This window comes from Leisingera sp. (assembly GCF_034669605.1).
GTDB lineage: Bacteria > Pseudomonadota > Alphaproteobacteria > Rhodobacterales > Rhodobacteraceae > Leisingera.
This window is the reverse complement of sequence record NZ_JAXMOX010000143.1, coordinates 1-12,468: the sequence shown is the minus strand read 5'-3', so window position 1 is coordinate 12,468 and position 12,468 is coordinate 1. Positions and strand designations below refer to the sequence as shown.

The window sequence follows — 12,468 nt, the reverse complement described above, 5'->3', positions numbered from 1 at the left end:
GGGTTCAGGGCGGCGAAACCTTCTTTCGCGGCCTCGCCCTCCTCGATCTCCACATTCAACGCGGCAACCTGCATTCCGCCCGCATCAAAGCCGTTCCCTTTGTAGGGGACGAACTTCTCCGCGGTGGCCGTGGTCGGCACAGGTTCAAAACGCACCCTGGCGGTCGGGGCGTCATAGGCCGGGCGGAAGTAGGCCACGAACTGCGGCAATGACTGGATTTCCGCCGGGGTGACGATGGCGCGCTGAGTACGGCGGCCGACAATGCCCACGCCGTCGCGGGTGTCATGCGCGCCGAGGGTGATGTTTTCCTGCTGCTCGATCACGTCCTCTTCGCCAAGAGACCGGGAGGAGCGCTGCGCGGTGTTGTAATCCGGAGTGTTGAACACAACCCGGTTGTTCAGAACGCCGGAAATCGTCTCTGCTGCCTTGTCGCCGTAGATGTCTTCCAGCTGGGAAAACACCTGGTAGGCGACGACGAAAGCGCCGCCGAACTGCCGGATCTCCGCAAGGCTCTTGGGAAGGAAGGGCATCTTGTTGAGGGTTGGCACCTCATCCAGGAAGAACCAGACCTTTGGGTCGCGGCTTTCCTCTGTCGTCATCAGCGCGTTGGCTGCCACCTCAAACAAGGTCGAGATGATGTTGCGTGTCGCGGCCGACTTTTCCGCATCACCGGTCAGGAACACGAAGCCGGGCCGGTCATTCACAACCCAATCGCGGATCGAGAAGGGTTCGGCGTCATCGCGCAGATATTCCAGAAACCGCAGCTCGGTGATCATGTTGGCGCGGATCGAGCCGGAGGTTTTCGCAACATGCTCCCCGAAGAAGTGAGCGCCCGGTGTCGAAGCCACCAGCTTGCCCAGCTCCTCGGAAGGTATGTTCATGATAGCCTTGCGAAGATCTGCATTGGTGGTCTTTCCGGCCTTTGCCAGCTCGCGGGCGGTGTACTGGAAGACCAGCCGGGCGGATTGGGTCCAGAAACTGTCCATGGAGCCTTGCTGATCCGGGATCATCACCTCGGCGATCTGCGCGAAGCCCTCCAGTGAAGCCACCTCATTAAAAGGCGACCAGCCCACAGAGCGTTCATCGAAGGGGTTGAGGATGATGTCTTTTTCCGGGTCGTAGTGGTCGCGCAGCAGGCCGCCCATCTTGTCATAGATGATGGCCCTGCCGTCAGCGGCCCGGATGGTGTTCAGCAGCTCGTGCATGAGGTTCGACTTACCGGTGCCGACGGTGCCGGTGATGCCGATCTGCGCCTCTACAGCATTGGGCGGAAACTCGATCCCGGCCAGCGTGTAGCGCGGGCCTTTCTTGGTGCCCTTGCCAAAGCGTTTCTCATATTCGCGCCATTTCCGCTTTGACCAGGCTTTCAGTTCCTTGGCAGTGACCAGGCGTGCACCCCGGATATGCTCTTCCTCTTTCAGCGACCGGCCGACCATGGCGAAGACCGCGAAGGTGAAGGCGAACGCGGCGGCGGCAGGCAGCAGCGAGAAATAGAGGAAGCGCCAGGCATTGGCAGTGTAGAGGTCATAGGTCGCGCGCATGCCGCGGTCTGCATAGATCTGTCCGGCGGTACGCTTCACGCGCCTGCCGTCGAGATCCACATAGTTGAGTTCGCGGAGTTCGGTGCCGCGCTGTTCAACGTTGAATTCCGCAATCCAGTAGATACCGGTGAGTCGCACCTTATCCATTTCGTAATTCTGAGCGACGAGAATCAGAAACGTGATGGTGAACGCTGCAGCAGCTACCGAGGTGCTGTACTTGAACACCTGAGTTGCCATGCGGGTCCAGTGTTGTGTCGTCTGGCCGCCTCTGACAAGCTGGGTATGTCCTTTATTGCGCACGGGCGTTTCCCTCGTTCCTTTTGCAACGCGAGCAGTCCGACAACAGCTCGGGACACCCGCGGCACTTCGCAAATTGTTGTTTCCAAACGGCAATAGCCGGGGTGCCGCGGCCCGGATGTCTCCTGGGCCGCGCTATTTTCATTCACTGAGAAAATCGCTGTGGTCAGCTGGGCGGATAGTATGGGCTGGCTGGGCTGAACCTCACGCCGTCTTCCTCGAAGAAACCAAGACTGCCGGTCACCCACGCCCGATGAAACTCAGAACGCGCCGTCAGCCTGCGCAGGCAGCGGGGCATGATCCATCCGCCATATCCAGCCAGATAGAACCATTGGCAGATGGTGTTCATGCCGTCTTCCTTTTGTCCTGTTGAGTGTTTCGTCGTTTTTCCAAAAGCCCGATTACGCTAAATGAGTCTGCCTGCCTGACCTGAATTCCGCCGCTATGCGTGCGGCTGTCTGATGCAGTGTTACCGGCAGACAGCGGTCTCCACGCCTTTGGCCAGTGCCGGTTTCCAGCTTTGCGCAGGGGCGAATCCCTCGTTCCTTTCATTGTCTCAGATGCACGGAAAATACCCGCGGGTCCGACACCGCGGGATCTCGCCCATTGCAGGCGAAATTCAGAATGTTCGTGATACTTGGGAAACCCGACGGATGCCTGGACATGCACACGCCCATGCGCCGCGCAGACTTTTCCGGCGGGGAGATTGCGGCACTATTTTCGTGCTTATTTTCAGCGTCAGCTGCAGGAAGCAGCGGCCGCGCCGCGCCGTGGCTAGCTTTCCGCCGCTGTTCTGTTTTCGCCGGTTGTGCTGAGTTCAGCCTTGCCGTCAGAGCCGACCATCCAGGTAGAGAGGGTTTGATCCTCCGGGTTGAAGACCAGCATTGAACCATCGCCGTATTCCAGGTGGTGCTTTTTGAGAATACCGGGCCAGAGGTTGATCTGACGTTCCTCAACAAAGCCGCTAGGTCTGGCATTAGACGGGACCAGAACGTGCTCCTGGCCGTCCACAATGTAGATACAATTGTACGCCGGAGCACCGCTGTTCACCCCTGGTTTTACCAGGTCATACCGAACTTGAAAAACCTGTCCCGCTTTCTTCCAGCTGCAAACGCCAGCGATCGTGACCAAGGATTTGTAACGTTCTATCGGCATGTGTCGTCCCCTGTTGGCGACGACTTCCTAGCAAGATGATTGTTTGACGAGAAGCCATGGCGTCCCGTATTCGATGTGTGACACGAATATCAATTTCGTGTCAACAGTGGATATTGATGCGCTGGCGTAAGTCACCCCCCCCCCAGAGGCCGGGGTGACCGTCGCCCCTGAAAAAAAAATTGGTTCCGCCTCGATTGAGTCCAACTGCGGAATGGATTCCTCCGAGGAGGCTGACGCGCAGCGGCACCTGGGAACGTGTTCAGATTGCCGGCCGGATGGCATGCGAATAGGAGCAGTGTCCCAACGGTTGGTGTAATTTCCGCCGGTAGCGCGGGCTGAGCGGAGCCTTCGCGTAGCAAAGCGAGGCCCACGCGAGCCGCTTGGCGGCCACGGTTGTTCTTCGGCTAAGGTTTGTTTGGCGACCTTCGCTGCATCCAGCACGAACAGGAAAAGAGCGGGACAAAACCGACCTTGGATTTTTCCTCTTTGCTGACGCAGCATCGCTTTGCACATGCGGCAGGCTTCTCGCTGCTTTGCAACCTTTGTCACGGAAGCGGTCATTGCTTGCTGGGTTCGAACGGTAGATCAAAACCGCGCTTTCGCTGCATGGCGTTTGGACACGAAAGACGCGGGCACCTTGGATCGAGATCACAATGCAGAAGGTTTGGCCAAATTATGTGTAGCCCTCACTAAGTTTCAGGTTTATTTCCCTGGCTCGCTTCACCAAATCAGCGACAGAGTGCTCATCGCGGTCATCGGCTTCAATCTTGCGGGCATCGTCAGCCCAGCTCTTAATTTCTGCTTCGACCTGTTCAAGCTTTTGGGATGCAGTGCTGTCAGTTTGCCGTGTCCGTAACTGTTCACTTTGACGTTCCGTATGCGCAGAGCACATTTCTGAATGTAGTTGTTCCAGCCTGGAATTTGGAAGTTGCATAACGGTCTCCTTCGGTTGGCCCACTAATGAACGCCTGCCCTGCCCGTGACGGGCGAGTGTCCTGGCTGAATCCGCGCTTGCCGCGCGGTTGAGGCAGATCCGGCATTCTCTATGCCAGATTGGACGCCGCCGTCCTGGCGGCCGTGCCATCCGGCATGCCCTGGTGACCGAGCGGATGGTTGTGCAATCCGTATGATTTGGAAGAATGCGTCATGGGAGATGTCAAACACGCTGTGAGCTAACATTTCATTCCGGCGGTCTGCGAACGGAGTTTCCTCCGGCGATGATCCGGTTAATGAGAGCCGCCACGGCCAGGTGCGCCTCTGTTTCGCTGTCTGTGCCTGCCGCGTTCTCATGCGTTTTTGCAGCATCACGCAGGATGCCCACGATCTCATGTTCGGGCAGAACATTGTGATCATTCATTGCCAGCAGCAGCGCTTCGCAGATCGAAAGAGCGGCCACTCCCTGGAAGTCCTTCTCGCTAAGCATCTATGGCATCCTTCTGGGTGGCGGTAAGAGATCGCGCGGCAGAACAGCCTCGCTTCTCTAAGCATCTTCGCAGAAAAAATGGTATGCTGGGCTAATCGAAAGCAGTCTCCGCGCGATTGCTTCAGGAGTGTTTAACGGGCTTGTGAGGAGCTGATGGCAGATATCAAAGAAAGCCCGCTTACGCGGAAGCTTCAAGCCTTCGTCGCGTTGTCTGAGGAAGAACTGCGCGTTCTAGAGCGCCTGCACCTGCGTCGGCGGTCCTTCACGGCAGGTCGTGATCTGGTGCATCAAGGGCAGTCTGATCAGGCCGCCTACATTTTGGCCGATGGCTGGGTCTGTTCCTACAAGCTTCAGCCGAACGGAACCCGGCAGATCGTGGATTTCCAGATACCGGGTGATTTTCTTGGATTGCGCAGCGTGCTGCTCCGCACTTCCGATCACAGTTTCGAGCCGATCACGGACATACTTGTGGCAGAAGTCCTCGCGGACGACCTTTTGGAAGCGTTAGAGAGAACGCCTCGCCTGGCGTCGGCCATCCTCTGGGCAGCGTCACGGGACGAAGCCATGGTCGTCGAGCATCTCGTTGGGGTTGCCCGGCGTGCTGCGGAGGCGCGCATGGCGCATTTCCTTTTGGAAGTGGGGGCGAGGATGACGCTGGTCGGACTTGGGGACAAAGGCGGTTTCGCCTGCCCTCTGACGCAGTATCATCTTGCCGATGCGCTCGGCTTAAGCTCTGTCCATGTGAACCGCGTTCTGCGCCGCCTTCGCGAAAGCGGCCTGGTAACCTTTCGGGATGGCCGGGTGACGTTCGGCGACTACGACAAATTGGTGGATCTGGCGGAATTTGATCCGGCGTATCTGGATCAAACCGGCCCGCTTCTGAAATGAAAAAGGCCGCCCCCTCCCCCCCGGAAAGCTGACGGCGGCCCGATCGTCTTCTAAAACAAGTGATGTCAGGAAATCGCTGCGCTCGCCGCGTCGAGTTCCTTGTTGGTCTCGGCGTAGTTTTTCGCCTGGTGCGCCTTTTCGGCGGCATGATAGTGTTTCAGAGCCCGGTCTTTCTTGGGGCCTGCGCTTACCTTGTCACAGTCCGCTTTGACCGAGGTCATCTTCTGGGCGACATTGGTTTGTTCAGGTGTCATAGGGCTGTCCTTTCCTGGGCATTCCGAGAAGAAGGGCGCGCGAGAGCGCAGATCATTTGGTGAGTTGCTAGTTACCCGCGCCTCTCCGACTCTCGGAAATTACTGCTGCCGAGGATTCGGCGGGCAGAATGTCATCTAGCCCTCTGCTCGGCGTTGCCGCACTGACGCAAGTTAGCCTAGCGCGGGATCCGCGTATTTCAGCCGGTAGACGGGGAACACGAAGCTTGAACGATGGTGAATAACCCTCTGAAGGGTTCATTTTCGCTGAGATAGGTTGCCTCCCGCATCATGTGGCCGGTGTTTGCTGGTGTGACAGCCGCAGCCAGCCGCTGTCGTCCAGAAGATATGTTGACGCGCAAAGAGCTTCATAGATTGGTGAGCCTGGCTTCTCGGCTATGACGAGGTAGGCAAGCACAGCAACAGCGTCATTTTTTGCCACGCTGCGGTCTTTCATTTGCACAGTCCGCCAGCCTGTGTTTTGCTTCACGTGCTTCCAGATCAGGTCACCCTGGAGGATGCCTGGCGGATAGGGGAATATCATCACTGCATTCTTCGCAGTTGAGCTGCGCGCGCTGTCCGCGCCGCTGGTCCAGAACCGCTCCTCCAGATCCCAGAGAATAGCGTGGTCCTGACAGATCGGTCCCCCATGTTTCCGATCCAAATGCCGACGGTCCCGGTCCTGTTCCTTGCGGAGGGTCATTGGCCCGTCCCCGGAGTGCCTGCGAGTATAAACTGCATAATCAGAAAGAGGATCGTCAGTACCGCCCAGATCACCCCAGACAAATTTGCCGGCCCGTTTTCTGCGTTGCCGGGAACGGTCGTCAAGCGTCCGCCGCGTTTGGGAAGAAGACGGGTCAGTTTTCGCGCGAGCGTTCCGCTATCCTGCTTGAGTGCGGGCACGTCCCGGAATTGCGACAACAGCATCTCCAGTCGCGAGCCCGCGGCCTCTTTCTCCAACGCGGCAAGTGCGGCTGCCTCCTCCCAAGGTTCGAGTTCAAGTCTCGCAAGCGCCGAAAGAACCGTAACGGCATTGCCATTCCGGTCCTCGCCAACGAAGGCTTGCAAAAACCGGTCAAACTCGGGCTCGTGCGGATGAAGAATGCCAGCGGCAGGCATCGGCGTATCCTCCTTTTTGATGTGTCCGGACCTGGGAGCGGCTGTTCCGGAAGAGCGGGGCTGCCGCTTGCCGGGTAAAAGCTCCGGATAACTCCGATCATACCCGCATTGCCCGGAGCACGCGCTGACGCAGATCAGCCGGTCTCCAGTCCTCTGAAGTCAAGCCGCGGGGCAGGTCCAGGTTCGCCCGCACGGCCAGGATCTCCGCGGATCTTGGCGGCGCTAACATGGGTCAGCGCGCACCGCCCGGATCCGGGATAATGTATGAGGACCGCAAAGTTTGCCGGCCTCTCTGCAACTGGAATGTCGCAACCAAGGCAGCGCGAAAGACAGGCAAACATCGCGGAGACGGGTGATGGCCTTGCGCTCAATCACGTCCATCGTGACCTTCCCGCAGCTTTTTTGCCTTGTCCGGATATCCGCACGAGCTGCCTGCGGCGAATACGAAGTGCTGGTCGAGGAGGAACTTATCGAGCCGCTGAGTTTCACGGCATACCCAGAACGGCGATTTACCTGACCATACACGGCAAGGGGCGTTTGCCGGGCCGGACAGAGTTGCGGCCAACTACCTGGGCCGACCTGGAAGCAGCGCTTGGCCAAAACCAGAAACGCGACACTTGAAGATAGCGAGGCGGCGCTTTCCCCGCTGGAGGAACTACGATGAACGCTCCCGAATGGCTTAAACCCGGCCTCTGCGGCGCCGTGACCGGCGCGGTACTTGCCGGCTTCGTCGGGTTCACCTGGGGCGGCTGGGTGACTGGCGGAACCTCGAACGACAGGGCCATAGCCATGGCCCGCAACAATGTAGTCACGGCTTTGGTGCCTGTCTGCCTGGACATGGCCCGAACCGATGCGGAACTCGACGCAAAGCTGGCAGCGATCAGAGCCGTTGCTACCTTCCGGCAGCGGGATGCCCTCATGGAAGCCGGCTGGGCGACGGTCCCGGGAGCCGAGACCCCGGACCGCGACATTGCGCAGGCCTGTCTTGCAGCCCTTGACGTCGACAAGTCGCCGGAGCGCCCGGAAAACACGATCAATGAAGGATGAACAGTGCCATGTCACCGTCTCTGCCTGAGATGACAGATCTTGAACGGCGCGTGCTCGCCCATGAACGGATTCTCCAGTCGCTCATTGCGTACATGTCCCACACTGAACCGCGCTTCATAGAGCACCTGAAGAAACGCTTTGTCGAACCAATGGCCATGGTGCGGCATGAGCATGACCACCGGAACGCGGATGATTACGCGGAAGAGTTCATTCGCGCCGTGATGGTTCTTGGAGAAACGCAATTGCCAAAGGCGGAAAGCTCAAAAAGACAGTGTGAACGCAATGCACCATCAGGAAAAAGAGGAAGCTAACTGGCACCCCTATCGGCCCACCGCGCGAGCGGAGCGCGTCCGTGTCCGGGAGAGAAATGGCATCTGGGAGGTCAAGGTGGATGGTGTATTCCACGGGGATTACCACGACAAGGGCAAGGCGCTGGCAGCCGCAGCCTTGGCCCGCTTGTCACTTCGATGAGAGGACTTCTCCCATGAACGAGCTAGTCAGAAAGTCCACTGCAGTATTTGCCCGGCCTTTCAGTGTGCCTGGCTTCGACGAGACTCTTCCGTCAGGAGAGTATGATATTGAAACGGAACTGTGTTCACCACCCGACCAGCTGCACCCGGAAGCCTGGAAAACCTCTGTAGCGGTGAAGCTGCATCCTCGGGCATCCCACCCTGGCCTGGCGAGAACTTTGACCGTTTCACTGGCCGACCTCGATGAGGCCATGGCTAAAGACAAGCTGACCGGAAAGGATCTGGCCGAACTTTTCCTGGAAGAAATGCTGGCAGATCCGATGGTTCGGCTGGTGATGGAGGCCGACGGCGTTTCCGAGATGCAGCTTCGGCATCTCTACGCAGGCGGGCATGCATCCCGGACGGACAAAAAGGCGCCGGATGCTGCTCCAGCAGGTAAATCGTCAAAGGAAAACTCTCCGATACAGGCCGCGGAGAACGAAGGAATGCCAACACAGGGGGAATAAGACGTGTGGATGTCCCCGGGACCGCCAAGGCCTGCGCCGGGGTGCCGGTCCGTGCGAGCAAGAGAGGAAACAAAATGCCCGACCAGAACGGCGGCCCGGAAGACCGTGGGCCATGGCAAAGCAAACAGAAGCGCAATCCGCCGGAGATTGACGATCTTCTTCGTCAAGGCCGTGACCGCCTGGGCGGGTTGCTCCCTGATGGGCGGCCGCCTCTGAGGGGGGTGCTGGTTGCAGGAGCGATAGTCTTGGCGGCGGTCGCGGCCTGGTCTTCTTATTACACAGTCCCGAGCGACTCGGTCGCCGTTGTCCAGCGTTTTGGCAGATACACTGCTGAGGTCCCGCCTGGCCTGCATTTCAAGTTCCCGCTTGGCATAGACGTTGCCACACTGGTGCCAGTGAAACGGCAGCTGAAACAGGAATTCGGGTTCACGACGCCGGGCAGGAGCGATCCCTTCCAGAGCCCGTCAGACGGCCGGCGCGAAACCGAAATGGTTACGGGGGATCTGAATGCCGCGCTTGTGGAATGGGTGGTGCAGTACCGGATCTCGGACCCTCTGAAATTCCTGTTCGAAGTACGCGAACCAAGCGCGACTTTGCGCTACGTCTCTGAGTCTGTGATGCGCGAGGTCGTTGGCGACCGAACGGTTGACGAGGTCATCACCATCGGCCGGCAGGAGATAGAGAGTGAGGCCCTTCTCAAGATGCAGGCTCTGTCCACGAAATACGCCATGGGCATCAGCATCGACCAGGTGCAGCTGAAGAATATCAATCCGCCGGGCCCCGTTCAGGCGTCGTTCAATGAGGTCAATCAGGCGCAGCAGGAAAAAGAGCGCCTGATCAACGAAGCGCGCCGCGAATATAACAAGGTCATTCCGCTGGCCGAAGGCGAGAAGGATCAGCGGATCCGCGAGGCTGACGGCTACCGCCTGAAACGCATTAACGAAGCGGAGGGCGACGCCGCGCGGTTCACCGCGCTTTTGGCCGAATACGTCAAGGCGCCTGAGGTCACGAGGCGGCGGATATACATAGAAACCCTCCAGGATGTTCTGCCCAGTATTCTGTCAAAAATCATTGTCGAAGGATCGACTGCGAGCATCCTGCCGCTTTTGAACCTCGACAGGCTTCAGGAGAATTCGCCATGAACATCAGACTGGGCCTCATTGCAGGGATTGCGGCTGCAGTTGGCGTGATTGCCTCCGGTTCCCTCTACACAGTTGGTGAAGTCGAACAGGCCATTATCACCCAATTTGGTAAACCGGTCGGTGAACCAGTCATAACGGCCGGTTTAAAGCTGAAGCTGCCCATCGTTCAGGAAGTCAACCGGATCGACCGCCGGGTTCTTGAGTGGGACGGTAATCCTTCTGACATGCCCACCAAGGACAAGCTCTACATATCCGTCGATCTGTTCGCCCGCTGGAAGATCACCGACCCGTTGCAATATTTTCTGCGGCTGCGCGATGAGCGCAGTGCGCAATCCCGTCTCGACGATATTCTCGGCAGCGAAACCCGCAACGCCGTCGCCAAACACGAGCTGATAGAGATTATCCGGACCACGAAGGGCCGGATCCCGCTGCGGGACACGCTTCTGACCGATGAAGAGCGCGCGCAGGACATAGGTTCTCTGGTTCCTATCCAGAAAGGCCGCGCACTTGTGGAACAGGAGATATTCGCAGCCGCCTCAGAGAAGGTTCACGTTTTTGGGATCGAGCTTCTCGATATCCGTTTCAAGAGGATCAATTACAACGAGAGTGTGCGCCCGAAGATCTACGACCGCATGATCTCAGAGCGCCGGCAGATCGCTGAACGGTTTCTTTCCGAGGGCAATGGCGAAGCCGCGCGGATCCGCGGCAACCGGGTTCGCGATCTGAACAAGATCCAGTCCGAAGCGTATCGCGCCGTCGAGGAAATCCGCGGCGTGGCTGATGCCTCGGCGGCTGCGATTTACGCAAACGCCTACAACACCGACGCCCAGGCAGCTGAATTCTATGCGTTCACCCGGACAATGCAGGCCTACAAGGACATGATTTCAGGGGGTACGACGCTGGTGCTGACAACGGACAGCGACCTTTTCAGGTTTCTGAGTGGAATGGAGGGCGGAGAGCCGGCTGGGAGCACGTCTCCTCCCGCTCCCGGCCTGACGGCCGCGGTCGAACGCTGATGTATCGGAGGACGAGGAGATGACGGAAAAACCGGTGGATTTAGACGCAAGACGAAGCGCCGAAAGCCAGATTGCGACCGACATCCGGCGGCACGCCCTGAAGGACTTCGAAGCCGATCAGAGAAAACTCCGCCGGCGGCAGGAAGAACTTGAAGTGCAGCTTCTCGCCGAACCGGCCTCTAACTGGCATGAGGCGGCGATCAAGGCGCAGTATCTGATCCGGCGGTATTCCGAAACCGCCGACGCCCGGGATGCCAGGCGGCAGCGGCTCATAGAGCGCGCGCTTGGCGATCTTGCCCGGCTGATCGAAGAGGAGGACGCAGGCCAATGACCGGGAACTTGGAGCAGAAGAAAATACCGGTGCGTGCTTTCCAGGATGTTCCGCAAGAACGTTTGTGCCTTCGCTGCCGCACACCATTCTGGAGCGAAGGTTTTGGGGAACGCATTTGCCAGCGCTGCAAAAAGTCGAACTCGTGGCAAACGCTGGTGCAGTCGGTGCGCCCACCGGGCCGCCGCCGCTAAGATCTGCCAGAGCAGCGGAACAGACCACAGTTTCAGTATTTGGATGGCAGACAGGTCCTGCCCAGTGCGAACCCGCTGGGCAACAGTATTCACTGGTGCAGGGAATCTCGCCTTCGCCGGCCCGCACTGCAGCACCTCATTCCACATCAAAAGGCTGGTGTAGGTCAGAGCCTACCATAATCGATGTCGGCGTGGTGGGGTTCAGGGCGGGTGTCCAGCATCTGAAGCTATCCTCGATTTTCAATGTGCGGCCGCTAACCTGTGTTATTCGGGCGCTGTCCGAACCGGTTTATAATCAGAAGAGGTCACTGGCATTGGTCTGGTGACGTTAAACTTCGAGCAGGCGCAAAGCGGGGCGGACCCTCTTGGTCAGATGCAGGGTTTCCCCGCACAGCTTTGCCCGCTCGATACCTCCCTGAAAGGATTACCGGAATGCCCCATGAACCGAACAAGGGCGAAAACGCCCAAAAACAAGCGAAGCCTGTCAAAGATACCGGCGCTCACGCGCCGCGCGGGCAAGATAAGGATCAGGCAGAACCACATTCTCGTGCTGCGGAAACGGCTCAAAAAGACACCGGCGCAGAAACGCCGTCCAAAACTCCGAAAAAATGACAATCAGGGAGTTGTCAGAGACCGACAAAGCGTTCCCTGATACTGTTCTTTGCAATCAATGCATCAGGCCGCCCGGCAAGACGCGCCGGGCGGTTCTCTTATTCCGGCCTCTTGAAAAGAGGGGCCTGCCGCACAAATCTTCTGCTGGCGGCAATCTTGCGGATAGATCTGGACACAATGGGCGGAGAGGCAGCGCTTCCCGGCTGACACACTCTCTTCCGGCAATTTGTTTGAGGGGTGAGCCCTGTCCACGTAAATCGTGGAACTGAGGCGATTGCGGGAAGGCGGATAATCACCCTTTGCAGCAAATTCGTTGTGCCCGGCGACTAAGAGCAACTAACTGATTTTGCACTGTCCCAGTCAGATTATCCGGGTCAGATGGGGCCGTTGCCTCAGCCGGCGGCGTCATCAGGGTCAGAGACGGCCAAGCAGAAGCAGCACGACGACGATGATGAGCACGGTGCCAAGCACACCGACCC

Annotated in this window: 17 protein-coding genes; 10 read left to right on the top strand and 7 right to left on the bottom strand. The window is 58.4% G+C overall.

Features of this window, described 5'->3' with window-relative positions; genetic code table 11:
* The 3 genes from VOI29_RS16705 to VOI29_RS16695 form a co-directional block, all read right to left on the bottom strand.
* Positions 1-1,778, bottom strand: a 1,778-nt coding sequence (locus VOI29_RS16705; protein ID WP_323781109.1) for a type IV secretion system DNA-binding domain-containing protein, incomplete at its 3' end; no start/stop codon positions are given.
* A 226-nt stretch (positions 1,779-2,004) separates the two neighbouring features.
* On the bottom strand, positions 2,005-2,187 hold the full coding sequence (locus VOI29_RS16700) for a hypothetical protein (protein ID WP_141889285.1): 183 nt from the start codon (positions 2,185-2,187) through the stop codon (positions 2,005-2,007).
* Positions 2,188-2,612: 425 nt separating this feature from the next.
* A complete protein-coding gene (locus VOI29_RS16695) occupies positions 2,613-2,993 on the bottom strand; it encodes a hypothetical protein (RefSeq protein WP_323781105.1) in 381 nt (126 codons plus the stop codon).
* Between the two features lie 511 nt (positions 2,994-3,504).
* On the opposite strand from VOI29_RS16695, the gene VOI29_RS16690 reads away from it, so the two are divergent.
* Complete coding sequence (locus tag VOI29_RS16690; protein ID WP_323781103.1) at positions 3,505-3,849, top strand: hypothetical protein; 345 nt, start codon at positions 3,505-3,507, stop codon at positions 3,847-3,849.
* 324 nt (positions 3,850-4,173) lie between these two features.
* Here VOI29_RS16690 and VOI29_RS16685 read toward each other — a convergent pair whose 3' ends face one another.
* Positions 4,174-4,416, bottom strand: coding sequence for a hypothetical protein (locus VOI29_RS16685; RefSeq protein ID WP_323781101.1), 243 nt, complete (start codon positions 4,414-4,416; stop codon positions 4,174-4,176).
* A 153-nt stretch (positions 4,417-4,569) separates the two neighbouring features.
* On the opposite strand from VOI29_RS16685, the gene VOI29_RS16680 reads away from it, so the two are divergent.
* The gene (locus VOI29_RS16680) at positions 4,570-5,304 is read left to right on the top strand and encodes a Crp/Fnr family transcriptional regulator (RefSeq protein ID WP_323781098.1); all 735 of its coding nucleotides are present in this window, start codon (positions 4,570-4,572) and stop codon (positions 5,302-5,304) included.
* A 65-nt stretch (positions 5,305-5,369) separates the two neighbouring features.
* Here the strand turns inward: VOI29_RS16680 and VOI29_RS16675 are convergent, their stop codons facing one another.
* The 3 genes from VOI29_RS16675 to VOI29_RS16665 form a co-directional block, all read right to left on the bottom strand.
* On the bottom strand, positions 5,370-5,558 hold the full coding sequence (locus VOI29_RS16675; RefSeq protein ID WP_323781095.1) for a hypothetical protein: 189 nt from the start codon (positions 5,556-5,558) through the stop codon (positions 5,370-5,372).
* 286 nt (positions 5,559-5,844) lie between these two features.
* Complete coding sequence (locus tag VOI29_RS16670) at positions 5,845-6,258, bottom strand: hypothetical protein (RefSeq protein ID WP_323781092.1); 414 nt, start codon at positions 6,256-6,258, stop codon at positions 5,845-5,847.
* Complete coding sequence (locus VOI29_RS16665) at positions 6,255-6,674, bottom strand: hypothetical protein (protein ID WP_323781088.1); 420 nt, start codon at positions 6,672-6,674, stop codon at positions 6,255-6,257. Before VOI29_RS16665 ends, VOI29_RS16670 begins: the two co-directional genes overlap by 4 nt.
* A 355-nt stretch (positions 6,675-7,029) precedes the next feature.
* Between VOI29_RS16665 and VOI29_RS16660 the strand changes: the two genes are divergently transcribed.
* From VOI29_RS16660 to VOI29_RS16625, 8 genes are all read left to right on the top strand, one after another.
* Positions 7,030-7,191 (top strand): hypothetical protein, encoded by a 162-nt coding sequence (locus tag VOI29_RS16660; RefSeq protein WP_323781085.1) that lies wholly within the window; start codon positions 7,030-7,032, stop codon positions 7,189-7,191.
* A gap of 143 nt (positions 7,192-7,334) precedes the next feature.
* The gene (locus VOI29_RS16655) at positions 7,335-7,721 is read left to right on the top strand and encodes a hypothetical protein (RefSeq protein WP_323781082.1); all 387 of its coding nucleotides are present in this window, start codon (positions 7,335-7,337) and stop codon (positions 7,719-7,721) included.
* Positions 7,718-8,032 carry a hypothetical protein gene (locus VOI29_RS16650; RefSeq protein ID WP_323781079.1) on the top strand — a complete coding sequence of 105 codons (315 nt, stop codon included), beginning with the start codon at positions 7,718-7,720 and terminating at the stop codon, positions 8,030-8,032. Before VOI29_RS16655 ends, VOI29_RS16650 begins: the two co-directional genes overlap by 4 nt.
* A gap of 173 nt (positions 8,033-8,205) precedes the next feature.
* The gene (locus tag VOI29_RS16645; RefSeq protein WP_323781077.1) at positions 8,206-8,697 is read left to right on the top strand and encodes a hypothetical protein; all 492 of its coding nucleotides are present in this window, start codon (positions 8,206-8,208) and stop codon (positions 8,695-8,697) included.
* 74 nt (positions 8,698-8,771) lie between these two features.
* Entirely contained in the window at positions 8,772-9,839 is a 1,068-nt protein-coding gene (gene hflK, locus VOI29_RS16640) for an FtsH protease activity modulator HflK (RefSeq protein WP_323781074.1), read from the top strand.
* A complete protein-coding gene (gene hflC / locus VOI29_RS16635; RefSeq protein WP_323781071.1) occupies positions 9,836-10,855 on the top strand; it encodes a protease modulator HflC in 1,020 nt (339 codons plus the stop codon). The genes hflK and hflC overlap by 4 nt, the downstream gene beginning before the upstream one ends.
* Positions 10,856-10,874: 19 nt before the next feature.
* The gene (locus VOI29_RS16630; RefSeq protein ID WP_323781068.1) at positions 10,875-11,186 is read left to right on the top strand and encodes a hypothetical protein; all 312 of its coding nucleotides are present in this window, start codon (positions 10,875-10,877) and stop codon (positions 11,184-11,186) included.
* Positions 11,187-11,809: 623 nt separating this feature from the next.
* The gene (locus tag VOI29_RS16625; RefSeq protein WP_323781065.1) at positions 11,810-11,989 is read left to right on the top strand and encodes a hypothetical protein; all 180 of its coding nucleotides are present in this window, start codon (positions 11,810-11,812) and stop codon (positions 11,987-11,989) included.
* Positions 11,990-12,468 lie beyond the last annotated feature (479 nt).